This window comes from Halorubrum luteum (assembly GCF_054652935.1).
This window is the reverse complement of sequence record NZ_BAAIGT010000002.1, coordinates 2,604,073-2,628,319: the sequence shown is the minus strand read 5'-3', so window position 1 is coordinate 2,628,319 and position 24,247 is coordinate 2,604,073. Positions and strand designations below refer to the sequence as shown.

The following is a 24,247-nucleotide window of genomic DNA, read 5'->3' as shown; positions in this document are numbered from 1 at the left end:
CGGCGTGAGCCGGTAGTGACGGCCTGATGTCTGTGATTGGTGATCAAAGGTCAGGGCCGTCATCAAGAGAAACGAACGCAGGCAACTTCAATTCTACCCACTCCGTTTCGAGGGAATTGTACTCGCTGCTCGACGCAGTCGACAGCGAGTCCATTGCCGATCAGTTCGATATCGGCAAGTACAGTTCAACGCACGACTTCGACAACCATCTCAAAATCGCAGTCCGTGAAGGCCTTGACCCATCAACTTCTCTCGCTGAACTTGCGGACAAAATTGAGACTGACGAACAACTCGAAGCAATGGCTGCTTCCACATTCTCCCGGTACACGAACGACCGCGACTACCGCGCGGTCGTTCGCTGTCTTTTCGCGCTGCTCCACACGCCACAGCTGTATCATCAACGTGCCGTCCAACGAAAACGACTCGAATTACTTACTCGCGGTGTTGTTGCTGTTGACGCAACAAACCTCGAACTCACTCGTTCAGTCGTCGTCTCTGACGAGTTCGTCGGAGACGACGAGCGATCCTACAAGAGTAACACAGACGATGGCGGACTTGAGCTTCACTGCGCCGCGCGTGTGGATGGTGAACACAAGCACCCGCTTGGTGCAACTGTGACAGAGGGCCAAACCCATGAAAGTCCGCAGTTTGACCATCTCAAAGCCGATGTCGAGGTCTTCGCAGACCTCGACTCGGTTATCTGGGTGTTTGACCGTGGATACACGCGCTATCATCGGTTTAGTGAACTCAAGCACAGCGACGATGACTTCGTCACACTGCTGCGGTCAGATGCTCGGGTCGACGTTCTGGAGCGCGTCCAGAACGTCGAAGTCACCGACAAGAACGGAACGAGACAGATCCGTGATGAACGGATCGAACTTGCCGAGACTGGAGAGACGTTTCGTCGTATCGTCTTGGAAACACCAGACGGAGAAGAGATCGAGTACCTGACGACGCTGGCGTCGTCAGCGTACGATCCCATCGACGTGATCAGCATCTACACGCTTCGGACAGTGATCGAGATTCTATTTCGTGAACTGAAGCAGTATCTGAACATCGAGAATTTTCACTCGAAATCGCTGAACGGCGTCTTGTTCGAGTTGTTCGCTGCGTTGATTGGGCTGGTGCTGATCTACTGGCTGCGGCAGCGCCACCCGGTGAAGGGTGGCGTGCCGCGAACAATCCAGAAAGTCCGGGCGCACTGGAACAAATCACTGGATACGTTCGGTTGAGCTGGTCTCAGGTGGCTGGGTCAGCCGTCGCCGCCAGCGACGGCTTTGGCCAGAGCAGTCGAAAGACACCGAATTGACACAGGGAATCTTCTCATTCACCGCTCCGGGCCGGTTACAATCTCGTCTGATCAGGCTATTTTCGTTCAGACAGCACACTCATCTTGCTCTCGCAGAAGTCGTTCTCTCGGTGGCTTTATCAACTCGAAACGCGACAGCCAGAACATGTGTGAAATCATCAGCAATGTATTTTGTCACGTAGCTGTCGAAGTTACGTATGCGGAATCCGTGGGTTCACGACGACGGGCCCGATTCGGCGTCGATACATGAAAGCCGCGCGAAGTTGCTCGGGGCGCTGCTGTGGGGCGTCCTCATCGTCGGTGTCGGAGCAACGTTGGTCGTGACGGGCGATGGGATCACCGATCTCGGCGGGGTCGATTCGGCGTGGCCCGCACTGTTGTATGGGTTCGGGGCGTTGGTCTCGCTGCTCGCTCTCCCGCTGCTGTTGAAACTGGCCGCGTTCTCACGGACGCTCGCGGGGATCGTGCTCCTCCTCGTCGGCGGCCTCATCGCCCGGTTCGCCGTCGCGGAGTCCGAGCGGATCGCGGCCGCGACCGAGGCGGCCGCGGCAGCGCTCGAGCCCATCGCGGAGCTACTGGAGCTTCTCGACGTCTTGACCAGAATGGTATAAGTTTCGCTCGACTCAGGCGGTCGCCATCTCCTTTTCGAGTTCGCGGAGACGCTCGATCCGGTTTTCGGTGGACGGGTGCGTCGACGCGAGCTTTCCGATGATCCCCGAGCGGATCGGGATGATGAAGAACGCGTTCATCTCCGCCTCCTCACGGAGGTCCTCCTTCGGAACGCGGTCCATCCGACCGCTGATCGACACCAGCGCGGACGCGAGCGCACCGGGCTTACCGGTGATGAGCGCCGCACCGCGGTCCGCCGAGTACTCGCGGTATCGCGAGAGCGCGCGGATGAGCAGGAACGAGATGACCCAGACGACGAGCGAGACGGCGATGGCGACCCACACGGGCGGCGCGTTCCGGTCGTTGCCGGCGAACAGCCATCCCCACCTGACGATGAAGAAGGCGATAGTCGAGAGGAACGACGCGATCGTCATCACCATCACGTCGCGGTTCTTGATGTGGGCGAGCTCGTGGGCGAGCACTCCCTCAAGCTCCTCGTCGTTGAGCGTCCGGAGGATCCCGGTCGTCACCGCGACGGTCGCGTTCTTCTGGTTCCGGCCGGTCGCGAACGCGTTCGGGACCTGCGTGTCGGCGACCGCGACCTTCGGCTTCGGCAGGTCGGCCTGCTGGCTAAGCCGCTCGATCCGTCGGTGTAGCTCCGGATACTCGTCGGGTGACACCTCACGGGCACCCATGCTTCGCAGCGCGAGCCTGTCGCTGAAGAAGTACTGTGCCAGCGAGAACCCCCCGAGCAGGATCAACACCGTCAGCATCCCCGCATCGAACATCGTCACGAGGAGCCCCACAAATATCAGATAGAGGGCAAACAGCAGGAACATCGTGAACGCCATGCGTCCTCGAAGTCCCCAGTCGGTGGTCCATTGCATACCCTCCAGTATCGGCTCGTCGGTTTAAAGCCTGCCGGAGCCGATCCGGAGACGACGGCCGTCCGTGCTCAGATCGACAACAGCCCGTTGACGAGCGCCCGGGTCGCGATGGCGGTGAGCGCGCCGAGCCACGTGAGCAGGACGAAGTGGATGTAGCCGTTCGCCGGGTTTCCGCCGTCGATGGTCCGGATCATCTGCGAGGAGAGCGCGGCGTTGAAGATGACGACGGTCAACAGGAGATACTCGATGAGCGGAATGTCGTACGCGCCGGCGTAGACGATCTGTCCGATATCCATCTGGTCCAGCTCGAAATCCGCCGATAGATCCGCGAGGATGGCGACGATCTCCAGCCCGATGAAGAAGGCGAACGTCGCCGCGGCGGTGATCCCGTAGATGAGACCGATGAACGTCACCGCCGCCTGCCGGCGCTGCTCGCGAAGGTTATTGACCGCGTTCATGTTCTCCGAAATGAGCTCGCCGAGCTGTTTCGGCTCGCCACCCATCCGTCTGGCGACCAGATACATCTCGGAGAACTTCTGGATCAGGTACGAGCGAGTGTCACGCGAGAACGCCCGCCACGCCCCCTCCGTGCTGATTCGCATGTTGAGCCGCCGGTAGAGTCGCTCGATCGCGGGCGACAGCGTCCCGAAGTCCTTGTCGCGCAGGGTGGTCAACACGTCCGTCGTCGTGGACTGCTTTGCGCTCTCGGTCGCGCCGAGCGCGCGGATGAACGAGGGGAACTCCGCGTCGCGAGCGGTGATAGCCTGCTCTTCAGTCCGGAGGATGACGCCGGTGATGATGAGCGGCGTGATCGGTACCGCGAGATACAGCGGGAGCCGGACGTCGTCGAGGAACCAGAGCAGTCCGGGAAGTCCGGGACCGTACCCGAACATCCCACCCGCGGTGATCGCGATGAGCAGAAGCGAGAGACCACCGCCGACCCCGAGCGACGCCCACAGCTTCAGGTCCCCGGGGGATCGCTCGTCCGCGTGGTACCACACCGGATCGTACGGCGACATCGCGCGGATGGCGACGTAAAAACCGAGCTGGACGAACACGAACAACACGATCACGGCCGCGACCGTCGCAGTCGGGTTGTTCCCGGTGAGGATCGGCAAGACGATCGCGAACACGAGCGCGAACGTCACCGACAGGATCATCGACATGTACAGGTCCTTCATCACCTCGATGTTCGAAAGCGACGACTCGTACAGCGTCTCGTACTGCGAGAGCATCACGTCCTGTTCCGCGACGAGGAACTCCTCCAGCGGCTGACCCGCCCCGAGCGTGTACCCGAGTCTGTCGAAGAAGTCGCTCATCGCCTCCGACGGGACTTCCTTTGCGCGACGGCGGCACGCGTCGTCGAGACTCTGGTTCCACGTGTCGACTAGGTGGACTATCCTGCCGATCTCCTCGGCGGCGACACCGTACTCCTCCTCCCGGGCGAGCGTCCGGAACACCTCCATGCGGTCGATGTTCGTCGTCGACAGCACGGTCATATGCGTCATCACGAGGTGGAGCTGGTTGTCGATCTGGTTCTCGCGACTGCTGAGATAGATCTTCGGATACACGAGCGCCGCGATCAGCGTCAGCGCCCCGAACATCGGAACCGGAACTCGAGCGGCCAGCGGTAACGGGAGGACGAACAGCCCGACGACGCTCAACGCGAACACGACCGCTGCCGGAACCAACACGTAGCCGATATACTGCCGCTTCGAGATGTCGAGCTTCTCGTACGACTCCAGCAGCTCGGAGGTAACCCGCATCGCGGTCGCGAGTCCGTCGCCGGCGCGCTGTACCGACATACGTCAGCTGACCCCTCGGAACATCCGGCCAGTGGTCGATCGGAGCATGTTTCAGGAGATCTTCCGATGCATGTCGAACGGAAGCCCGTCGACGCCGTCGCGCTGGAAGGAGTCGATCGCCTGGTTGACTTCGTGATACCCCAACACGCCCTCCTGGATCATCCGCTCGACGAGGTTCGCTCTGAACTCGAGGTCGTCGTAGATATCGCGCGTGTCCGCGTAGCCGAGCAGCGTCGCGATCTGTTCTTCTAACACGTACGAGTTGTTCATCCCCTGGAAGATGATCTCGTCCTCGACGGGGTCCCAGCTGAACACTTCGCGGGTGACGACCCCGTCCATCTCCTTTGAGTACCCCTCGATCTCCTGGACGCTCGTCACTCGCCGCAGGACGTCGTCGCCCTGTTTCACTCGGTTCTGGAACAGCGCCACGTCCGCGTTGTCCATGAACGTCTCCGGCACGTTGATCGGGTCGGAGGTGAACCGCTGGATCATCGAGACGATGTCCGAAGCGTGGAACGTCAGCATGACGGGGTGTCCCGTCTGGGCTGCCTGGAACGCCATCCGTCCCTCCGCTCCACGCACCTCCCCCACGATGATGTAGTCGGGGCGCGAGCGCAGCGCCGCGGCGACCAGATCGAACATGTCGACGTCGGAGGACTCCTCGTCGCCGCCCTCGCGGGTCAACAGCTGCTGCCACGTGTTGTGTGGGGGGATGACCTCGGCAGTGTCCTCCGCGGTGTATATCTTCGAGTCCCGCGGGATGTACGAGAGGATCGCGTTCAGCGTCGTCGTTTTCCCGGACGCGGTTTCCCCGACGACGAACACGGTCTGTTCGTTCTCCAGACAGAGCCAGAGGTACGCCGCCAGCTCCGGCGACAGTGTTCCCCAGTTCGTGATCTGGTTGATCGACAGCGGCTGTTCGTCACCCTGACGAATGGTGAGCGACGACCCCTTCACCGACACGTCGTCGGAGTAGATGATGTTGATACGCGAGCCGTCCGGCAGCGTGGAGTCGACGATGGGGTCGGAGTCGGACAGCGGGTCGCCGATGCGCTCACCCATGTTTCGTAGCCAGTTGTCGAACTGCTTCTCGTCGCCGAAATCGACGGTCGTCTCCAGCATACCGAACGTCCCGTGGTCGACGTGGCACTCGTGGGGGCCGATGACGTGAATGTCCTCGTTGGCCGGGTCGCGCATCACGGGTTCCAGCGGACCGAGCCCGACGATGTCGCGGTTGAGACGGTAGCGGATATCCTCGTACGTCTCCTCGGTCACCGGGAGCTGTCCCCAGTTACGCAGTCGGTCGATCGCCCACCGCAGACCCCCCCGGTTCGACTGGAGATAGGTGACCTCCTCCAGCAGCTCCTCGATGAGGTCGTCGTACGCGGCTTCGGACTCGGGAGCGCTGTGTTGGCCGCTGGCGGTGAGCAGCTTATCTCTGACCTGATTGAGAACCGTCGCCTGTGGACCGGAGATCTGTGGCTCGATGGCGTAGTACTTCGTCTCCTGTCCGATGTCACCGTACACGTGCGTGAAGATCGGGCCACCAACCGGGTACAACACGTTTGGGCGGTCGGACTCGTACTCCGATTTCGGCTCCTCGATGAACTGCGGAAACTCCCCCGTGATCTGTTTGAACTCCCGGAGATGTTCCCGGAGGTGGGGCCGCCGCATGGCCACCTTGCGGAGTTCATCGGACGGTTTGGCTGTCCCGTGTTCGGTCATTGCCGTTCGTGTGCGCGTGTGTTCAGTCGTTCGGTGCTCCCCGACTCACGCAGGGGTCGTTCGGTGCTCCCCGACTCACGCAGGGATTGCAGCGTGCTGGTCCCCGCCACGTCAGGCGACGCTTCGGCTCTCGATGACGATTCCGGTCCCCGATCGGACCGAAAATCCGATCGTGTCCCCGACCTGCTCGCCCATCCCGGCGAACCGCTTGACGTTGATCTGCCGCCGGATGTCGTTGCCGACCTCGATCATCTCCAGCTCGAGGAACACGTCGGCGATCGAGCGGAACGGACCGATCGCGTCGTCGTCGACCGCGGAGGGGTCGACGGTCAACACGACGACTTTTCCCTGCGAGATTATCTCCCTGAAAAAGGAGATGATCTCCAGAGCGGCCTGTCGCTCCTCGTTTTTCCGGACGAGCGCCTCGAACGTCGGGTCGTTCCGGAAGATGGCGTCGAACGTGTCGAGGAAGATCACGTCCGAGTTCCACATCGCCTCCGCATTCATCAGCCGTTTGAGCAGCTCCTTGCGCTCGCCGTCCTCGTCGGAGAACGCTCCACCCGAGTCGAAGTCGGCGTGGAGAAACAGGAGCTGCTCTTTCAACAGCGGCGACACCACGTCGTACTCCAGCGAGTGCATCTGGTCGATGAATCCGCGGACGGTCAGCTCCGTCGACATCAGCGTCACCGACGCTCCCTCCTGGACGAGCCCGTAGGAGAACCGCTGGGACATCGCGCTTTTGCCCGCGCCGTAGTCGCCCTCGATGAGCACGATGCTGCCGCGGGGCATCCCCCCGCCGAGCTCCTTGTTCAGCCGGTCGCGGTCGTCGAGACCGATCGACAGCAGGTTGTCCGTTCGGGGCATCTAGCTCCCCTCCACGCGGAACTGGAACAGCTCCTCGTCGCCGTTCACCGAGAGATGAACCCGGTGGTCGCTGTCCTCCTCGTCGAGTGGCTCGTCAACACCGTCGAGTTCGTCGAGGTCGATCGTCAACTCGAGGACGTCACCACGACTCCATGCGGTCGCGCCGTCCACGGAGACGACCTCGCCCTCGGTCGCATCCGGACGGACGAACTGTCCGTCGAACACCACGTCGATGCTGGATCCGTCGGGGTGGAGCCGCTGGGTGCCGGTGTTCTTTATCAGCAGCGTCACGGTTCCGACGTCGTCGTCGTTCGCATCGTACACCCCGGCGTTCGGATCGGAGATGACGGTGATATCCGTGCGAAGCTGTTCGGTCGCGTCGAGGCTCCCGTCGTCGACCGCCGAGCTCACCCGGTCGACGCCGGTGGTGACGGTGCCGACGACCCCGGCCGCGATGACGAGGCTCGCGATGAACAGGACGAGATGTGAGACCGGAACGCTCGCCATTCAGGCGTCACCTCCGGTCGTATCGTCCACCACGCTCGCGTCGCGAACGCCGATCTCGGTCACGACGACGACGCGGTCGACGTCCGCGACGTCACCGTCGATCAGATCGTCCCCGTCGTCGACGGTGATCTCCAGCGTCTCGTCGGTGAGCCACAGGTCGGTCGTGCCCGTCGCTTCACCGCGGTCGAACACGGTCGTCTCCGCGTCCGCGACGTCGACGTACTCGTTGTCGACGACCAGCGTCGTGTCGCTCACGACGAGGCCGGTCGCCCCGTCGTTGGTTACCTCGACGACGAGCCGGTCGGGGTCACCGTCATCGGAATCGTCGCGGAGCTCCGCGGTGCCGATCTCGACGGCGGTGTTGTGACGCTCCAGCGCGCGTTCGTTGACGTCGTGTTGGGCGTCAGTGACGCGCTCGAACCCGTTCTCCGCGACGGGATAAAACGCCGTAAACGCGAAGAACAGCCCCGCAACGATGATGGCGGTCGATGCTGAGACGCTAACGCCCATCTCCCCACCCTCCGTCGGCCGGATCGCCGCGGTCCTGACGCGGGTTCGGGTCGTTCATCGGTCGGGGGGACGCGCCGTTGTCTTCCCGGTCGGTCGGAGCCCGTCCGTCGCGGGAGCTCCGTCGGCGCGAGTGGCCGTTATCCGTCGGCGGACGGCCTCGGCGTCGTCCGTTCCCGGTCGGATCCGGCGGGGCACCGCCGATGAGGGACCCCCCGGCGAGGTCGTCCCACCGGTCGAGAAGGATCGTGTGCGAGCTCGTCCCGTTGAGCTGCGTGATGTAGCGGAGGCTCCGCGTGTGGTGGTCCCTGACGAGTCGGTCCGTTCCCGGTCGGTCGACGAGGTTCCGGTCGATCGTTCCGAATCCGGAGAGGAAATCACGGAGCCGGTCGGCGGCGTCGGGACCGATCCACTCGATCCGCTCGTAGTAGTTGATCGCGCGGACCGCGTCGGTGACGTCGCTCGCGGAGACGAGGAACTCGAGCCACTCCATCACGAGCAGATCCCCGACGTAGTCGCCGGGAAGCTCGGTGAGATACGGTTTTCCGCGCCGACCGGAGAGGTCGTCCTGTTGGACGTACTCGAACCCGTCGCCGTTCGCCTCGGCCGGGTCGCCCCCGGGCTCCGACGCTCGTGTCGGCTCCGGATCGGTGGCCGTCGGCTCCTCCTCGAATCCGCCGTCGTCGAACGAGTCGTCCCCTTCCTCGAAACCGTCTCCGAGCGAGTCGGACGGCTCGTCAAACGCGTCGTTCTCGAACGAGTCCGCGCCGTCGTCGAGCTCGTCATCCGCGAACGAGTCCGCGCCGTCGTCGAACGGGTCCTCGTCCGCGGCCACGTCCGCGTCCGTTTCGCCGCCGTCGTCGGCCCAGTCGGCCTCCCCGGCGTCGTACTCTTCTTTGAGTTCGCTGAAGCTCTTGCCGTCGTCGTTCATGTCATCTCCGTCGTCCGCCGGTTCGGTTTCGGACGCGGCGTCGGCGGTATCGCCCTCGTCCGGTTCCTCGTCCAGTTCGTCATCGAGATCGTCGAAGCCGCCGTCGTCCGGTTCGACCAGCTCCTCGTCGAAGAACCCGTCCGCCTCCGCGTTGGCGACATCCTCGTCGAGGTCGGGTTCGGCCTCCTCCTCTTCGTCGTCATCGAAGAGCCCGAACGATCCCTCCCCGCCGCCAGCGACCTCGTCGAAGCCGCTGGACTCGTCGACGAACGGATTGATCCCGCGCGTGACCATCTCGTAGATGTCGAGCAGGTTCCGGACGTCCTCCTCAATATCCTCGACGGTGCCGGAGATCTCCTCGTTCTCCGAACGAACCGTCGAGACGGTCGAGGACAGCGATGCGACCTCGGCTTCGAGGTCGTCGATGCGTTTCTCAAGCTCATCGGTGTCCATGCCGCCGTCCCCGTCGTCCTCGAACGTGTCGTCCCACTCGTCCATGCCGTCGAACTCGTCGAACTCTCCGCCGCCGGCACCGCCACCGCCACCGCCGGCACCGCCACCGCCGCCGAAGAGGTCGTCGTCGCCGCCCATGCCGCCGGAGCCGCTGGAGTCGTCGGAGTCGCCGTCGAGGAACCGATCGAGGACGCTCGCACTGACGAGCCCCAGCGTGGCGACTATCCACACCACGGTTGGCGCTCCCCACACCGGTAGTTCGAGGCCCATTGTGAGTGAAAACCCCCAGCGCACACTTCAAGGCACCCCTCAAACTATCAATGATGAGAACACCGGCCTGGGCGGGGACGATGCCCACGACGCTGAGCGGTCGACCGCGACGACCCGGAATCGACCGACTGCGACAGCATACGCCAAGCAACGAGGCGGTCACAGGGTCCGCTCGAACCCGTCCGCGGCACGAACGGCGACGCTGCCGTCCGGCCGAAATCGGACCGTCCGGCCGACCGTGTCGCCGACGTCGCTGCCGACGATCGGGACGTTCGCGGCTGAGAGCACCATTTCGGCACGGGTCACGTTCCGGGGACCCACCGCCTCGGTCAGGTCCAGCATCTCCGCCCCGCCGACGACGCGCGCCTCCAGTTGGCGTCGGTTCGCGCCGGACGATTTCAGCTCCTCGAGCAGCGTCTCGATCCCGCTGTCGACGTACTTCGCGGGGCGGGGAGCTGGCGTCTCGACTTCCCCGGCAGTCGGCAACATCGCGTGTAACAGCCCCCTGACTCCCGTGTCGGGATCGCCGATCGCCACGGCAACACAGGAGCCGAGCCCGCTCGTCGTCACCGTCTCACCGTCGGCTACCACGGCGAGTTCGCCGACGCCGACTTTTACCCGCCGCTCGGAGCCGATCTCGGACGACTCGCGTGACGACGTGGGGTGGCTCACGCGTTGGAAAGCTCTTCGAGCACCGCAGCCAGTTCGCGCTCGTCCGGGAGCGCGTACACGTCACACCGCGCCTGGATCTCCTCCGTCTCGATGGCGGCGTCGATAACGAAGCCGTAGTCCTGTCGCTCGCTCAGCTTCGCGACCAGCGGGCTGATCGTCGACGCGCCGATGTCGTGGACGAACTCCGGAGGCGAGTGGTCGATCGACGTGCTGAGCACGTTCGCCCACCCGTCGATGAACCCGCTCGTCATCACGTTGCCGAGTTCACAGAGGGCGTTTTCGGCCATATCGCCGAGCGGCTCGTCGGGCTCCATCGGAAGCATCGCCTCCGCGACGTTCGCCGCCGACGCCTCGGTGAAGAGGATCGCGAGGTAGCCGCTCGGTCGACCCTGTAGCTCGAAGACGGTGCCGGCATGCGGGTCGCGGCCGACCTCCGCCGGAACGTCCGCGAGCGGGACGAACCGGAGACGACTCACCTCCACGGACGTTTCGAGGCCGGTCATCATCCCGATGTTGTCGGCGGCGTTCGCGGAGCCGCGCTTCGCCAGCGCCGAGAACGTCGACAACGACTCGTACGGCACCGCGGTTCGGTTCGTTCCATCGGCCGTCGTCTCGCCACCGGCGGCGGCCGCGGGAGCGGTCTTCCCGACGATCAGGTCACGGAACGGGCCGGAGTCCGGCAGCATGTAGATGGAAAAGTCGAGATCCGTCCCCGTCGCGTCGAGCCGGCTCTCGAAGAGGAACACGCCGTCGTCCGCGAGCGCACCCTCGGGGAGGACGGCCGCGCCGTCAGCCTCCAGATACCGCGGCGGCGTCATGTCGATCCCCGCACCGAGATAGTTCGCCCACCCGTCGAGGAAGCCGCCGAGCGCGATGTTGCCGACCTCGGTTACGGCGCTCCGTCCCATCGACCGGCCGCCCGGAAGCAGCGACAACAGCGCGTCGACGTTGGCGGCGTCGAACGCCAGCACGGCCTCGCCGTCGAGACCGCCGCTGAGACGGACGCTCACGCCGATCGACTCACGTCCCCTGAACGCCTTTGCGAGGTCCTCGCCGCTAGCGACGCTCGCGCCGGTCACCTCGACCGAGAGATCCGTGCCCGTCAGCGAAGACAGCGACGCCGCCGCCTGCTCGGCCCCGTGTTCGGCCAACCGATTGCATTCGCCGAGCGCCCGGACATCGACGCGCATCAGACTGCCGACCCGATCGCGTCGAGGACGTTCGGTTTCTGGAACGGCTTCGTGATGTACCCCGCCGCACCCGCCTTGATGGCGGCTTTCATCTTCTCCTCCTGTCCGACGCTGGTACACATGATCACCGTCGCGCTCGGGTCGGTCTCGGTGATCTCCGTCGTCGCCTCGATCCCGTCACGAATCGGCATCACGATGTCCATCATCACGAGATCCGGACCGTGCTCCTCGTACATGTTCACCGCCTCCACGCCGTTTTCCGCCTCGCCGACGATCTCGAACTCCCCCTCGAGGATCTCACGGAGTAGATTCCGCATGAACTCCGAGTCGTCCGCGATGAGTACGCGCGTAGCCATATACCCCGAATCGGTCGCGGCGTCCACTTAATCGCTCGCCCGTGGTTCTCAGTCATGAGAACGACCGGGTGATGAACGGCGGGTGTTCGTGTATCCCCAAACGGCGGGGTCGTTCGACGAGAGGCCACCAGACGTTCCTCACCCGACCCAGTCGATCGCAGCCGCCAGTTCGAGCGGGACCGACCCCTTCGTGTACCCCTCGACGTGTCCGTCCGGGCGTGCGCGATACACGACGGCGGGTTTATGTCTGACATCGGGCCGCTCGCGGCGAACAGCCCTCCAGTCGTCGTGAGGGAACGACGTACAGTCGACGAACAGCGTCGCGCCGCCCCCGTGCGCCTCCAGCTGCCCGTTCGTCTTCGTCTCGGCGGTGTCCCGGATCGCGGCTACCGGCGTGTTCGCGCTGCGACTCGAAACCGGCTGTGGACGAGTTACCTCGACGAGTGAGGCCCGACCGGTGTCCGGCTCCTCAGCCCGGTAGTCGAGGGAGTGACCCGTCGTCACCTCGATCTCGGGCGTTATCTCGTAGCCGGCGTCGGTGAGGATCTTCGCGGCCGTGAACTCCGCGATCGTCGCGCTCATTCGGACGAGGTCGACCGCGCCGGAGGTCCCGAGCTTCCCGGCCATCGTCTCACGGTACTCGTCGAGGATCCCTGGATGCAGGAGTCGCTCGAGGTAGCCGGTCGCCGCCTCCCGGGTCGCGTCCGGGAATCCGGCGGCGTGATCGCGGAAGAACGCCCGCGTCGTCTCCGCCCCGTCCTTCGAGCAAAACACCGGTAGGAAAAACCACGAAACGTGCGGATACGCCGAAAGCCACGACTCGTCGTCGTGAAGCCCGGCGAGCAGCTCGCGCTGTGCCCATCGCGAGACCGGGTACGGAACCTCAGAGAATCCGTACTTGTCCGTTCGCCAGAGCTCGCTCGGCGTCTCCGTGTTGCCGAGCCAGTAGCCGACCGGTCCGGCGTCGACCCCCGACGGCGGGTCGTCGTCGTGGTCGGTCCAGCAGAACAGCGCCATCGACCCGTCGTCCATGTCGAAGCGGCGGGCGTCGTACCCACCGGGCGAGCTGAACCACGGGTGGTCGGCGGTCGCTCCGAGGTTGTCGTCAAGCGGGCGTTCGATCCGCGCACGAACCCGGTCGGCGCTCCAGCGACCGGGCGCACGCCTGAATCGGAGCGGTTGTGCCACGCCCGAGGTACCGTCGCACGGGGCTAAGGCGTTCCGATCGACGCAGGTCGATCGCCGGACGGAGCGGATTCATATCACCGATACATATATACCGCGGTGAGTCCAAGTGACAGCGTACCATGTCAATGGGTGCCTATGACGAAGACGAGCACGAACGGCGTGAGCAGAAGACGGGCGTCGTCGACGCCGACTTCGACGCCGAGCGGTCCGAATACGCCGGGTCGATCACGTACGACTCCGGCGACTCGACGGAGGCACTCCTCGACACGTTTCAGGAGATTCAGGGCGAGTAACGGCCGGTGAGCGGTCGAAGCTTCGTTCTCACGTCCGTTCTCGACCGAGTAAGATAGCCACCGAACAGACGACGGCAACCGCAAGCACGTGGCCAACGACCGCGCCGAGCAGGATCGGATCGCCGAGGAGGAACGGAACGAGTGCCAGTTGGATCAGCGAGAACCCGACGTTCTCGGCGTCGAGTCGGCGGGCGAGCGACCTGTCGGGTCCGGAAAGCTCCACGTACACCGAGCGCCACAGGGCGACGACCGCGCTCCACCACGAGGTGCCGATCCGATAGCAGAGATCCCACAGCACCAACAGTGTGAGAAACACCACTGGGACCGGCGGCTGCGGCCCGAAAAGCCGATCGAGCAGCGTTCCGTCCCACGCGAACAGATACGTCAACAGGGCGATGAACGCGACGATACCCAACACGATCTCGATGCTCGATCCGAACAGTAGACGCTTGTGGGACGGCGGCGTCGACAGCTCGCGATTGCCCGACCCGAGACGGTGCATCTCGACGCTGCCGATCGCCGCAACGATGACCGCGACGGTGCCGGCGAGTACCGCGTTCCACACACCGTAGTACCAGCCGAACAGAAGAACGCCGGTTTGAAACAGTAGAAACTGTATCGCGACCGCCGCAGTTCGAGAGAGGTCGAGACCCGGGATCCCGCCGACGAGGCTCTCGTACACCCACGTCTCGCCGTGTTGATGGAGCATCTCGTGGTCTCGGTGTCTCATCTCTCCGTCTCTGCGGGTCATCGATCGAGCACCCCGAGCCCGACACGGGACGTCGTCGCGGCCTCAGGGGTCGGTCGAGCCTCCGCGAGCGCACGAGCGACTGCAAGATCGAACGGGGTCCGCTCCACCGGAACGTGGTCACGGATGCGGTCGTCCTCAACGATCACCGGATTGCGAAGCCCCTCGACGAGCGAGCGCGCGAGATGCTGATTCACGTCCGTAACCAGGCGAAGCCAACTCGCCGAGAGTCCCGGACTCAACACCGGTACCCTGAGGATCGTGAGTCCGCGCCCGAGCTGGTGGCGGGTGCGACGGAGGATCTCCGCGTACGTCAGGACCTCCGGGCCGCCGATCTCGAAGGTGTCACCCGCAGTCGCCGGTGCGTCGAGGACTCCGACGAGATACGCTACGACATCGTCGATCGCGATCGGCTGACAGAGGGTATCGACCCATTTCGGCGTGATCATCACCGGGAGTCTGTCCGCGAGATCGCGGATCACCTCGAAGCTAGCGCTTCCGGCGCCGATGATAATCGCGGCGCGTAACACCGTGAGTTCGTATCCTCCAGCCCCGAGGAGGCGCTCGACCTCCCGCCGCGACCGGAGATGCTCCGAGAGGTCGTCCCGGTCCTCGCCGAGACCACCCAGATACACGACGCGCGAGACGCCACGCTCGGCGGCGATCCGTGCGAAGTTCCGTGCACAGGTTCGGTCGCGTTCCTCGTATCCGGGACCACCATCCATCGAATGGACGAGATAATACGCCGCATCGACGGGTTTGCCGTCTATCTCGAACGCCGGTGGGAGCGTCTCCGGCTCCAGAAGATCGCCTTCGACGACGCTGGCTCCGTCGGGAGCGTCGTATCGGCCCGCATCGCGGACCAGCGAAACGACCTCGTGTCCGCGGTCGATCAGCGCCGGTACGAGTCGCCGTCCGACGAACCCGGTCGCACCGGTGACGAGAACGCGCATGGTCCATTTAAGCGACCGAAGAACATAATCCCCGGACATGCTTGACCTCCTCCCCGCGCTGAACGCGAGGATTCCTCCGTGGGTAATCCACCCTGTCGATTACCCCGGCTGTGAACGTACGGGTTTGCTGACGCTGGGTTGGTCAGGCGAACGCGACTGTTCCCCAAAATCGGTGGGTCTCCAGTCGTGTTCGTTCCATTGCCAGTACGCCCCCTCAATTCTGTGGGGTGTGTCCCTGCCGCGTCCAGCAGACAGGGCAGCGGGCCGGGCCATCGGCCCCACTTCAGACTGCAACATATTCCACGCCCCTATCACATCGCTGTGACCATCGAGACCGCGCGTCGTACAACCGCTTGATCCGACTGCTCGTATGACATCCTCCGCGCCGTGAACGGCGAGGCTTTCTCCTCGATTCTCCGTAATCCCTCTTCGGCGACGAACCACGTTCCACGGAGGTGAACTACCTTCTTCGGTTCCAAACTGCCTTTCATGGAGCCAGCTCACCTGGCCACCCGCCGTCGATGTGTCCGGAGAAAGGGTACGAGACGAAGAACGATCCTTCAAGTCACCACACGCTGTCGGCTTCGACATGGAAGCTGGTGAGTTCGAGCCGGTACGCGGGGTCGATGACCTGTACGTACACGACACCGGGATGTTCGACACGGACGAGTACGGGTCGGTGTACGTGTACGACACCGAACGGCCGGCCGTGATCGACACCGGAACCGGAGCGAACCGTGAGGCACTGTTCGAGACGCTCGATGAGATCGGCGTCGGTCGAGAGGAGCTCGCGTGGATCGTGGCGACCCACGCCCACCTTGACCACGCAGGTGGAGCCGGATATCTTGCGGAGCGGTATCCCAACGCCGAGGTCGTGGTGCCCAAGCCGGGTGCGAGACATCTCGTTGATCCGGGCCGACTCGTTTCCGGGACGAAATCGGCAGTGCAGGACCAGTGGCGCTACTACGCCGATCCTCGACCGGTCCCCGAACACCGGATCACCGGTCTCGAGGACGGGGATCGGATCGATCTCGGCGACACCGATCTCATCGTCCACGCCGCACCCGGACACGCTCCACACCACGCCGTGTATCAGGTTCCCGACGCCGACGTCGTGTTCACTGCCGACGGTGCGGGAATCTACGTCCCGGTCGTCGACACGGTTCGCGAGACGACGCCACCACCACAGTTCGATCTGGACCAATGTCTCGAGGATCTGCGACGGATCGAGCGTCTAGACCCGAACGTCCTCTGTTTCGGCCATTTTGGACCCCGCGAGTATGACGACGATCTGATCGGAGAGGCGAAGCGAACGTACGTCGAGTGGGTCGAGGCCGTCCGTGTAAAACGCGAGGAGCTCGAGGAGGACGAGTCGGTCGTCGATCACTTCGAGACTGCGAGTGAGGATGTCGAGTTCTGGAATCGGGAGCGAGCCCGGGCAGAAGCGAGCTTGAACACGCGGGGCGTGTTGACGTATCTCGATCAAAGAGCGAAGGAGTGAGACCGACACTGCCGGACGACGACAGCTGCGACACAAGGCTAAACCCCGCGTCGCGTATACGGGATCGATAACGATGGGTATCTTCGATACGATCCGGGCGGTGCTCGGGACGAGCGCCGAGACCGACGCGACGCGTGACGCCGACCCCGAGGACCTGTTCGGAATGTCGACCGCGTACATGACGATGCAGGCCGACCTCGGCTACGACCACTGCGGGGAGGCGGCGCTGTGTTTCTCCGGCGTGGACAGCACTCGATTCGACAACGCGGTCGAACAGGTGGAAGCGATCCTCGAGGCCGGGGAGATCGAGACCGGAACCGGCTTCCATCGATACGAGGACGACCACGGCTATCACTGGTTCGTCCTCGAGGACCACGATCCGGAGGACCTCGTGACCAGCATCCACTTCGCGGCCGATCAGTTCATCGAGGAGGGGTTCGGCTCCCGGCTGCTCGCCGCAGTCTTCGGATTCGAGAACGAGGATGGTAACGCCTACTGGATCTACTCGTTCAGGCGTGGCGCGTACTATCCGTTTGCTCCGGACGGAGACCACGAACGGAATCAGCGCGTCGAGTTCAAACTCCAGTCCGTGCTCGACGGTGAGCTGGGAACCGAGGACGACGAATCGTACTGGTACCCACTGTGGCCGGACGTTCCCGGAAGGCATCCGTGGGAGTGATTGGATGAACGGCTCCACGTCAGCGTCATCCGGGTCCCGGACGAGCGGCGGGAGGAACACCCCGGGCAAGCGAGCGCTCCGGGCGGTCGCGGCACAGGCGGCGGTGTTGAGTGCGGCAGTTCACTTTCTGTGGGCGTGGCCGCGGCTCAGCGATCCCGCGGATCCGAGACCCTACGTCTTCGTACTCGGGGGAGTTTTCATCGCACTCATCGCGGCAGCGACGCTGAAAGCCGACGAGTATCGCCGGCTGTACGCGCTCGGTGCGGGAACCCTGAGTGGATTTCTTTTCGGATACATCGGATGGCACGGGAGCGAGGTTGCCGGCGTTCTCCTGGCGGATCCGCTAGCGATCGTCTCCAAATCCGCTGAACTGGTCGGCGTCGTCTCGTTCATCCTGCTGTTTCGGCTCGCCCCGCCGACGAGCGTCGTCGTGGAGCGTCGAAGGCGTGAGTCGGAACGAGACCGGGCGAGCCCGCGTACGGCATCAGGCAACGATGATGGTGCGGGGATGCCCGGCGATGGCGGCGCGGGACCGAACGGTAGCGACGACTCGTCGTGACCGAAACGTCTTATGCTGCGTCCGAACGAACGAGCGAGTCGTGACCGACACCTACCTGACGGTGGCGAAGCGGGCGACGGCGACGTTCGAGGTACAGGGGTCGGAGTTCCTCGGTCACGTCTCGCGGGCCGACACGGTCCCCGACGCCGAGGAGTTCATCGAACGAGTGGAGTCGGAGTACGACGACGCCACCCACAACGTTCCCGCGTACCGGGTGCCGGCAGGGGAGGCGTCGAAGCGGATCCCCGGTTCTGACATCATGCTTCGGGAGTACTCCTCGGACGACGGCGAGCCGACCGGTTCCGCCGGAAAACCGGCGCTGAACGTGCTCGTCCAGCGTGACGTTCGGAACGTCGTCGCAGTCGTGACGCGGTACTACGGCGGCACGAACCTCGGAGTCGGTGGGTTGGCTCGGGCGTACTCGCGAGCCGTCAAAGAGGGGCTCGACGAGGCCGGGGTTATCGAGGAGCGACCTCATCGACGGTTCGTCGTCCGGACCGAGTACGACGACTCCGGAACCGTTCGAGGCGTGATCGAGTCGAGTGGTGTGGAGTTCGATGCCGATTACGACGAGGAGGTGCGATTCGAAGTTCGGGTACCGATGGTGGAGATCGAAGATCTGATCGATCGGCTCAACAGCGCGACGAGCGGACGAGTGGAGATCGAACGGTAGTCCCTTCGGGGGCTGGAAATCTCGAACGAGCACCCACAGCGATCCCGACAGTAACCGATTGGATGGCGAGCAGGCGACGCGTTGGAGGTGTCCGACCGCAGATGCGATAAGTTGGGTCGGCGTCCGCCGCGGCGGTGCGTCGCACTCCCGCCCAGTGCGCCGCGGACTCTTTTCAGATCACGGTAGCGGTTGGAGCCGGTATCCGTCTTAAAATGATCCACCGTACGGGGTCCGGTTGTGAACGACGTGTGACCATCGGCGAGTTCCGCTCGTGACTGGATCGCCGGCGGTGGTGTTGCGTCAGGCGAACTTCCGAACCGTCATCTCCAGCGTGTCGAGATCCAAGATGGGAGCGAACCCGGCGTCGGGGTCGATGTTGACCGACTTCTGGAAATCGGTTTGCGCCTGCCAGCAGCCGGAGTTGACTGCCAGTACGTTGTGATACTTCCCCCATCCGATCTTGTGTACGTGCCCGGTGTGGAACACGTCAGGGACGCCGTCCATCACGAGATAATCTCGTTCCTCCGGAGCAACCCGGGTGTGTCCACCGAACTGCGGCGCGACGTGGCGTTTTTTGAGCAGTTGATACATCGCTTTGTGTGGCTCATCGTAGCTCGCTTTCTCCTCGGGGAGTTCTGCGATCACCTCGTCCAGCGAGACCCCGTGATACATCAACACGTCCACTCCCTCGACCGACACCGTTGCGGGGTTCGACACGATCCGCGGGTCGTGGACGTCCATGATCGCTCGGAGCTCCTCGTTGAATCCGGGTTGGGGCTCGGCGAGCCGGACCGCATCGTGGTTGCCGGGAATCATGACGATCTCCGTGTCGCCGGGGACCTCTTTGAGATACTCCGCGAACTGCTCGTACTGCTCGTAGATATCGACGATATCGAGTTCCTCGTCCTGATTCGGATAGACGCCGACACCCTCGACCATATCGCCCGCGATGAGCAGGTACTCGACTGGAGCCGCTTCGGGCGTGTGCAGCCAGTCGGTGAATCGATGCCACGCCTCGGCCATGAACTCGTCGCTGCCGACGTGAACGTCCGAGATGAGCGCGGCCTGGACGTGCCGGTCCGCCGTGTCCGGTCGATGCGTCCGTGGAATGTCAGGAAAGTGCAGCGAGTCGGCGAACAGTATTCCCGCATCGTCCGCAAGGGTCCCCTCGATCGCGAGGCACTCGTCCATTAGGATTTCGTCGACGACGTCGGCGAGCCCCTTGTCCTTCATTACGAGCGCCGAAAACGTCCCGGTCGTGTCCTCCAACTCGATGAGCCAGTGACCCGACTTCGTGGACCTGACATCGTTGACCAGTCCGATCATGGCGGCGTCGCTTCCGCCGGGCATCGATGCGATCGCCTCGGCTGGACGATGATTAACCCGACCGCGAAGCACCTTTGAGAGCCGTTCGTACCGGTCACGGAACGTCCGTACGAAGTCGTCGTACTCGCCGGTCCCCGTGCTGTGTCCAGTCATGTCGTTACCGACCGAGAGGTCACGAAGCTCCGCGTCGCGGACGTGGATAGCTGACGTCGATTCGTTTGGTTCAACCGGAGGGGAGTCGCCGTGTTCAGGCTCCGCCGAGTCAGTGGGTTCAGCTGTCGGTCGTCCCGAGTTTCGCGGTTCGCTTCCCGTAGACGCAGACCCCTTTATTTCATCTGGAGATCCCACTTCTGTCAGGCGATCGTCTTCGCTTTGGGATGGAGTTGAAGAGGTGGATTCGTTTCCGGACGACCGGGCCGTTCTCGAATTACTTTGGAAAGAGTGGGCGGGATCCGAATCGCTGCGCTGCTCGGCGTCACCGGTCCGTTCGTTGCCAGCGTCGACACGGTTGGGCACGTCGTGACCGTCGGCACCGTCGATGCCATCGATAGCATCGCGGGCGTGCTCGGACGTGATTCGAAGCGCGTCTTCGGGTGCGTGTTCGACCGCCGCCTCCAGTGCAGCTTCGGGGTCGGGCGCGCCAGCCAACAGGGTAACCGCTTCACGTTCCGCGTTGTACCCACGCCGAGCCAGTTCGGTGACGATCCGAGTGTTCGACTCCAGCGGCACGATACCGGAAACGTGGGTCGCAGTCAAAACGGTTGCGGGACGGGACCCGGAAGCTTATCAGTGGAACCCGCTAATTCGCTGACGATGGACCCCGACGACCGGCCGCAATCGGCTGACGACGATGCGGCCGAGCGACCGACTGGGTCAGTCGACAGCGATCGCGAGGCAGCCGACAGCGACGACGGTCGCGATCATGAATCAGCGGACGGTGATGAGGTGGGGAGCGACGGAGAGCTGACTGAAGGCGATGGAGATCCGGACCCACCTGTCGAAGAGCCGGGACTGTCCAACGACGATTCGGAGCCGATAGAGGAGTATGATGGTTCTTTTAACAGTGCTCCCTCGAGCGGTGATCGTGATCCGTTCGGTGAACCCCCGAATCGGGTGGAATCCGGAGAGGATCCCGGGTTCTTGTACCGGTTCCGACATGACAACGATGGGCCGTTGATGTGGATTCGAGAGATGCTTTTCAGCGTCGCAGTCGTGTTGCTACTCGGGGTGGTTCTGTTCGCCGTCAGCGGCGCTTGGCCGCCGATGGTCGCCGTCGAGTCCGGGAGCATGGAGCCGAACATGGAAGTCGGTGACCTCGTGTTCGTCACCGAACCTGGTCGGTTCGCTCCGGATGCCGCGGACAACGAAATCGGCGTCGTCACCTCTGAGGTCGGACAGGAGACCGATTACCGATCGTTCGGATCCCACGGCTCCGTCATTATTTTCCAGCCACCCGACCGAACCGCCTCACCGATCATCCATCGGGCCATGTTTCACGTCGAAGCCGGGGAGAACTGGTACGATCGAGCCGACGACCGATACCACCGAGCGGACGACTGCGAGGAGCTCAGACACTGTCCGGCACCTCACGACGGATACATCACGCTCGGAGACAACAACGGGGAGTACGATCAGGCAAACGGGTTAGCCGAACCCGTGAAAGCCGACTGGGTGACCGGCGTTGCTCGAGTTCGAGTTCCGTATCTCGGGTACGTCCGCTTGCTTGCGACCGGACAGGTGGAGCTGACCGACCTGCTCTCGACGTCGACCGACATCAGTTCGGCGGCAGTCGACGGAGAGCAGGTCCGGATCGGTCCGGAGAATCCATCCTGGAGCGGCACGAACGTGATTCCGGCTTAGTTGTCAAAGCGCGCTTGGACGAACGGCTGCGCGTTTTCGATGTCTCCGAGTCGCGAATCCGAGAGGAGAACGGCTTCCGTCTCTTCGACTGGAACCGAGAGACCCATCTCCTTCGTTCGCCCGTATCGACCCTTCGAGACGACGACCGCGTTGACGATTCCGAGCATGTCGAGTTCACTTATGAGGTCGGTTACCCGACGCTGCGTGAGCACGTCCGCGTCGATCTCCTCGCAAAGTCGTTTGTAGATGTTGAACACCTCGCCAGTGTTGATGTTGTGTACTCCGTTCTTCTCGAGGAGGATGACTGCGAACAGGACTATCTTGCTCTGTGTTGGGAGGGTTCGGACGACCTCGACGACCCGATCGAGTTCGATCTTATCTTGAGCCTGCCTGACGTGTTCTTCACCGACGATCTCCGCCTGTGAGCGTTCCGCGAGCTCCCCCGCCGTTCGGAGAAGGTCGAGGGCTCGACGCGCGTCACCGTGTTCCTGTGCCGCGAACGCGGCACACAGCGGGATCACGTCGTCCGTGAGCGCGTCGGGTTTAAATGCGATGTCCGCACGATGTTGGAGAATGTCCCGAAGTTGGTTGGCGTCGTACGGTGGGAAGACGATCTCCTCTTCGCCGAGACTCGATTTGACACGGGGGTCAAGGAAATCGGTGAACTTCAGGTCGTTGGAAATGCCCATGATCGAGATTCGGGAGTTGGTGAGTTCGGAGTTCATCCGAGAGAGATTGTACAACGTGTCGTCACCGCTTTTCTCGACGAGTTTGTCGATCTCGTCGAGCATGATGACGACCACCCGTTCGTGGTAGTCAACCGCATCGAAGAACGTCGAATAGACCCGGTCGGTTGGCCACCCCGTCATTGGAACGTCCTCCATCTCATCAGCTTCTTCCTCGAGTTCCGTGATCCGCGTGTCGATCGCGTCGAGCAGCTCGGAGGTGTCGAACGGAGCGCGCTCATTGAGCGAGTCCCGATCGCCGTGTAAGTTGGCGTCAGTGGCGGTCTCGGCGTCGGCAAGCAGTCGATGAAGGTCGTCGAAATCGTCGATTTCGGTCCGGTTCAGGGCAGTCGGATCCGCTTCGAGTGCTCCGTATATCTCCCGGTATCGTTCGAGCCGATCGTCGATCAGTGTCCGGTTCTTCTCGATGAACTTGTTCGCGAGCTGTGCGAGTACGCGATACTGTGTGTCGGTGACCTCACAGTTGATGTATTCGACCTCACACGGGACATCGTACTTCTGGGAGGTCGATTCGAGTTCCTGAGAAACGAACTTCGCGGAAGCCGTCTTCCCCGTTCCGGTTTTCCCGTATATAAGGATGTTCGATGGAGTCTCTCCTCGGAGCGCAGAGACGAGGATCGTGGCCATCTGGTTGATCTGGTCGTTTCTGTGCGGGAGTTCATGTGGCGTGTACGACGGGCGGAGAACTTCCTTGTTCTCGAAGATGGGTTCACCGGAGAGGAGATCATCGAACAATCCTTTGTTCTCCTTCTCCTCGTCGTCAAGGACGACATCGTCGAAATTGACATCAGTGGCGGAACGGTCCCGACCGCTGTTCTCAAGGTCAACGTCGATATCAGTCTCGTCGATATCAGTTTCATCGAGATTCGCATCGTTAACATTGTCGACGTCGTCGCTTCCCTTCTGCTCACTCGAGCCGTCGTGCACGGATGTCAGATCGGTTCTCGTGCGTGATCTCTCGTCCGTATTCGCTGTGTCGTCGTCCATTTTGACCCCCGGTTTCGATCGCCAAACCCCCTAGTTTCGAGTGGAAATCACACCCAGTATCTCCCTATACCCGTATACAGCGCCAAGACGGCCCAAAACGAGAGGCCTGATGGCAGTAGGGACGGAGGTGTGTCCAATTGATGCAGTCGAAACAGATGGAGAGATACTACAAAAGTGTTGCTCTCCCGAACCGAAACGAAGGTCCGGCCTGTACGGAAAGATAATCAAGGCTCCTAGAAGCCGGATCATCAACGCTCCTAGAAGCCGGATCATCAACGCTCCTAGAAGTCGGATCAGTTCCACGAGAACGGAAGGAGCTCGCTATGCGTACGATGTGAGTATTCCAAGTACTGTGAGAGCATTCCAAGTACGGTGGGAGTGTCCGGACCTGAACTTGATACTCGCCGACAACATGAACTACGTGGTCGGGTTCTTCGGGTAGAAAGGTGAACTACTCCGCCCCAGCTCTCGTTAACGCTACTCGGCCTCCGACCTGCGTTGCTCCTTGAGGAAGGGGCTTACCGCCTGCATTCAGCTAACTCTCCTAGATGTAGCTAATCCTCGGATAGCCACTCGAAGAAGCTTATTCCTAGCTTTATTGGAATAATTATGTTTTGTGTTCTTCCTCTCGAAGTCGTCGTCTTGAGTT

The 24,247-nt window shown here is 62.8% G+C and carries 23 protein-coding genes; 8 read left to right on the top strand and 15 right to left on the bottom strand.

The genetic code is table 11. The features are described from left to right. Positions 1 to 26 precede the first annotated feature (26 nt). Complete coding sequence (locus tag ACYQ0R_RS13015) at positions 27 to 1,232, top strand: IS4 family transposase (protein ID WP_459824478.1); 1,206 nt, start codon at positions 27 to 29, stop codon at positions 1,230 to 1,232. A 274-nt stretch (positions 1,233 to 1,506) separates the two neighbouring features. After that, on the top strand, positions 1,507 to 1,920 hold the full coding sequence (locus ACYQ0R_RS13010; protein WP_459824476.1) for a hypothetical protein: 414 nt from the start codon (positions 1,507 to 1,509) through the stop codon (positions 1,918 to 1,920). A gap of 12 nt (positions 1,921 to 1,932) precedes the next feature. Here the strand turns inward: ACYQ0R_RS13010 and htpX are convergent, their stop codons facing one another. From htpX to ACYQ0R_RS12955, 11 genes are all read right to left on the bottom strand, one after another. Continuing rightward, a complete protein-coding gene (htpX, locus tag ACYQ0R_RS13005; protein WP_459824474.1) occupies positions 1,933 to 2,805 on the bottom strand; it encodes a zinc metalloprotease HtpX in 873 nt (290 codons plus the stop codon). A gap of 68 nt (positions 2,806 to 2,873) precedes the next feature. Beyond that, positions 2,874 to 4,610 (bottom strand): archaellar assembly protein FlaJ, encoded by a 1,737-nt coding sequence (gene flaJ, locus ACYQ0R_RS13000; protein ID WP_459824471.1) that lies wholly within the window; start codon positions 4,608 to 4,610, stop codon positions 2,874 to 2,876. A gap of 51 nt (positions 4,611 to 4,661) precedes the next feature. Next, positions 4,662 to 6,335: a type II/IV secretion system ATPase subunit gene (locus ACYQ0R_RS12995; protein WP_459824469.1), complete on the bottom strand. Its 1,674-nt coding sequence runs from the start codon at positions 6,333 to 6,335 to the stop codon at positions 4,662 to 4,664. A gap of 111 nt (positions 6,336 to 6,446) precedes the next feature. Beyond that, the gene (arlH, locus tag ACYQ0R_RS12990; RefSeq protein WP_459824467.1) at positions 6,447 to 7,199 is read right to left on the bottom strand and encodes an archaellum protein ArlH; all 753 of its coding nucleotides are present in this window, start codon (positions 7,197 to 7,199) and stop codon (positions 6,447 to 6,449) included. After that, complete coding sequence (gene arlG, locus ACYQ0R_RS12985; RefSeq protein ID WP_459824465.1) at positions 7,200 to 7,706, bottom strand: archaellum stator protein ArlG; 507 nt, start codon at positions 7,704 to 7,706, stop codon at positions 7,200 to 7,202. Beyond that, positions 7,707 to 8,216 (bottom strand): archaellum stator protein ArlF, encoded by a 510-nt coding sequence (arlF, locus tag ACYQ0R_RS12980; RefSeq protein WP_459824462.1) that lies wholly within the window; start codon positions 8,214 to 8,216, stop codon positions 7,707 to 7,709. After that, a complete protein-coding gene (locus tag ACYQ0R_RS12975) occupies positions 8,206 to 9,867 on the bottom strand; it encodes a FlaD/FlaE family flagellar protein (protein ID WP_459824459.1) in 1,662 nt (553 codons plus the stop codon). Before ACYQ0R_RS12975 ends, arlF begins: the two co-directional genes overlap by 11 nt. Positions 9,868 to 10,026: 159 nt before the next feature. After that, positions 10,027 to 10,539: a chemotaxis protein CheD gene (locus tag ACYQ0R_RS12970; protein ID WP_459824456.1), complete on the bottom strand. Its 513-nt coding sequence runs from the start codon at positions 10,537 to 10,539 to the stop codon at positions 10,027 to 10,029. Next, positions 10,536 to 11,729, bottom strand: a complete 1,194-nt coding sequence (locus ACYQ0R_RS12965; protein WP_459824454.1) for a chemotaxis protein CheC — start codon at positions 11,727 to 11,729, stop codon at positions 10,536 to 10,538. The genes ACYQ0R_RS12970 and ACYQ0R_RS12965 overlap by 4 nt, the downstream gene beginning before the upstream one ends. Continuing rightward, on the bottom strand, positions 11,729 to 12,085 hold the full coding sequence (gene cheY / locus ACYQ0R_RS12960; RefSeq protein ID WP_459824452.1) for a chemotaxis protein CheY: 357 nt from the start codon (positions 12,083 to 12,085) through the stop codon (positions 11,729 to 11,731). The genes ACYQ0R_RS12965 and cheY overlap by 1 nt, the downstream gene beginning before the upstream one ends. A 138-nt stretch (positions 12,086 to 12,223) precedes the next feature. Beyond that, positions 12,224 to 13,273: a DUF5784 family protein gene (locus tag ACYQ0R_RS12955; RefSeq protein ID WP_459824449.1), complete on the bottom strand. Its 1,050-nt coding sequence runs from the start codon at positions 13,271 to 13,273 to the stop codon at positions 12,224 to 12,226. A gap of 125 nt (positions 13,274 to 13,398) precedes the next feature. On the opposite strand from ACYQ0R_RS12955, the gene ACYQ0R_RS12950 reads away from it, so the two are divergent. Next, the gene (locus tag ACYQ0R_RS12950) at positions 13,399 to 13,566 is read left to right on the top strand and encodes a DUF5786 family protein (protein WP_459825774.1); all 168 of its coding nucleotides are present in this window, start codon (positions 13,399 to 13,401) and stop codon (positions 13,564 to 13,566) included. A gap of 28 nt (positions 13,567 to 13,594) precedes the next feature. On the opposite strand, the gene ACYQ0R_RS12945 is transcribed toward ACYQ0R_RS12950, so the two are convergent. Both ACYQ0R_RS12945 and ACYQ0R_RS12940 read right to left on the bottom strand, forming a co-directional pair. After that, positions 13,595 to 14,275, bottom strand: coding sequence for a DUF7530 family protein (locus ACYQ0R_RS12945; protein ID WP_459825772.1), 681 nt, complete (start codon positions 14,273 to 14,275; stop codon positions 13,595 to 13,597). 38 nt (positions 14,276 to 14,313) lie between these two features. Then, on the bottom strand, positions 14,314 to 15,267 hold the full coding sequence (locus ACYQ0R_RS12940) for an NAD(P)H-binding protein (protein ID WP_459824446.1): 954 nt from the start codon (positions 15,265 to 15,267) through the stop codon (positions 14,314 to 14,316). Between the two features lie 589 nt (positions 15,268 to 15,856). Between ACYQ0R_RS12940 and ACYQ0R_RS12935 the strand changes: the two genes are divergently transcribed. From ACYQ0R_RS12935 to ACYQ0R_RS12920, 4 genes are all read left to right on the top strand, one after another. After that, positions 15,857 to 16,768 carry an MBL fold metallo-hydrolase gene (locus ACYQ0R_RS12935; RefSeq protein ID WP_459824443.1) on the top strand — a complete coding sequence of 304 codons (912 nt, stop codon included), beginning with the start codon at positions 15,857 to 15,859 and terminating at the stop codon, positions 16,766 to 16,768. A gap of 73 nt (positions 16,769 to 16,841) precedes the next feature. Beyond that, positions 16,842 to 17,447 carry a PspA-associated protein PspAB gene (gene pspAB / locus ACYQ0R_RS12930; RefSeq protein WP_459824441.1) on the top strand — a complete coding sequence of 202 codons (606 nt, stop codon included), beginning with the start codon at positions 16,842 to 16,844 and terminating at the stop codon, positions 17,445 to 17,447. Between the two features lie 4 nt (positions 17,448 to 17,451). Then, entirely contained in the window at positions 17,452 to 18,006 is a 555-nt protein-coding gene (locus ACYQ0R_RS12925) for a hypothetical protein (RefSeq protein ID WP_459824439.1), read from the top strand. 40 nt (positions 18,007 to 18,046) lie between these two features. Further along, positions 18,047 to 18,679 carry an IMPACT family protein gene (locus ACYQ0R_RS12920; RefSeq protein WP_459824436.1) on the top strand — a complete coding sequence of 211 codons (633 nt, stop codon included), beginning with the start codon at positions 18,047 to 18,049 and terminating at the stop codon, positions 18,677 to 18,679. 300 nt (positions 18,680 to 18,979) lie between these two features. Here the strand turns inward: ACYQ0R_RS12920 and ACYQ0R_RS12915 are convergent, their stop codons facing one another. Continuing rightward, positions 18,980 to 20,710, bottom strand: coding sequence for a DNA-directed DNA polymerase II small subunit (locus ACYQ0R_RS12915; protein ID WP_459825770.1), 1,731 nt, complete (start codon positions 20,708 to 20,710; stop codon positions 18,980 to 18,982). Between ACYQ0R_RS12915 and ACYQ0R_RS12910 the strand changes: the two genes are divergently transcribed. Beyond that, positions 20,603 to 21,865, top strand: coding sequence for a S26 family signal peptidase (locus tag ACYQ0R_RS12910; RefSeq protein ID WP_459824434.1), 1,263 nt, complete (start codon positions 20,603 to 20,605; stop codon positions 21,863 to 21,865). The genes ACYQ0R_RS12915 and ACYQ0R_RS12910 overlap by 108 nt on opposite strands. Here the strand turns inward: ACYQ0R_RS12910 and ACYQ0R_RS12905 are convergent. Continuing rightward, on the bottom strand, positions 21,862 to 23,598 hold the full coding sequence (locus ACYQ0R_RS12905; RefSeq protein WP_459824431.1) for a Cdc6/Cdc18 family protein: 1,737 nt from the start codon (positions 23,596 to 23,598) through the stop codon (positions 21,862 to 21,864). The genes ACYQ0R_RS12910 and ACYQ0R_RS12905 overlap by 4 nt on opposite strands. Positions 23,599 to 24,247 lie beyond the last annotated feature (649 nt).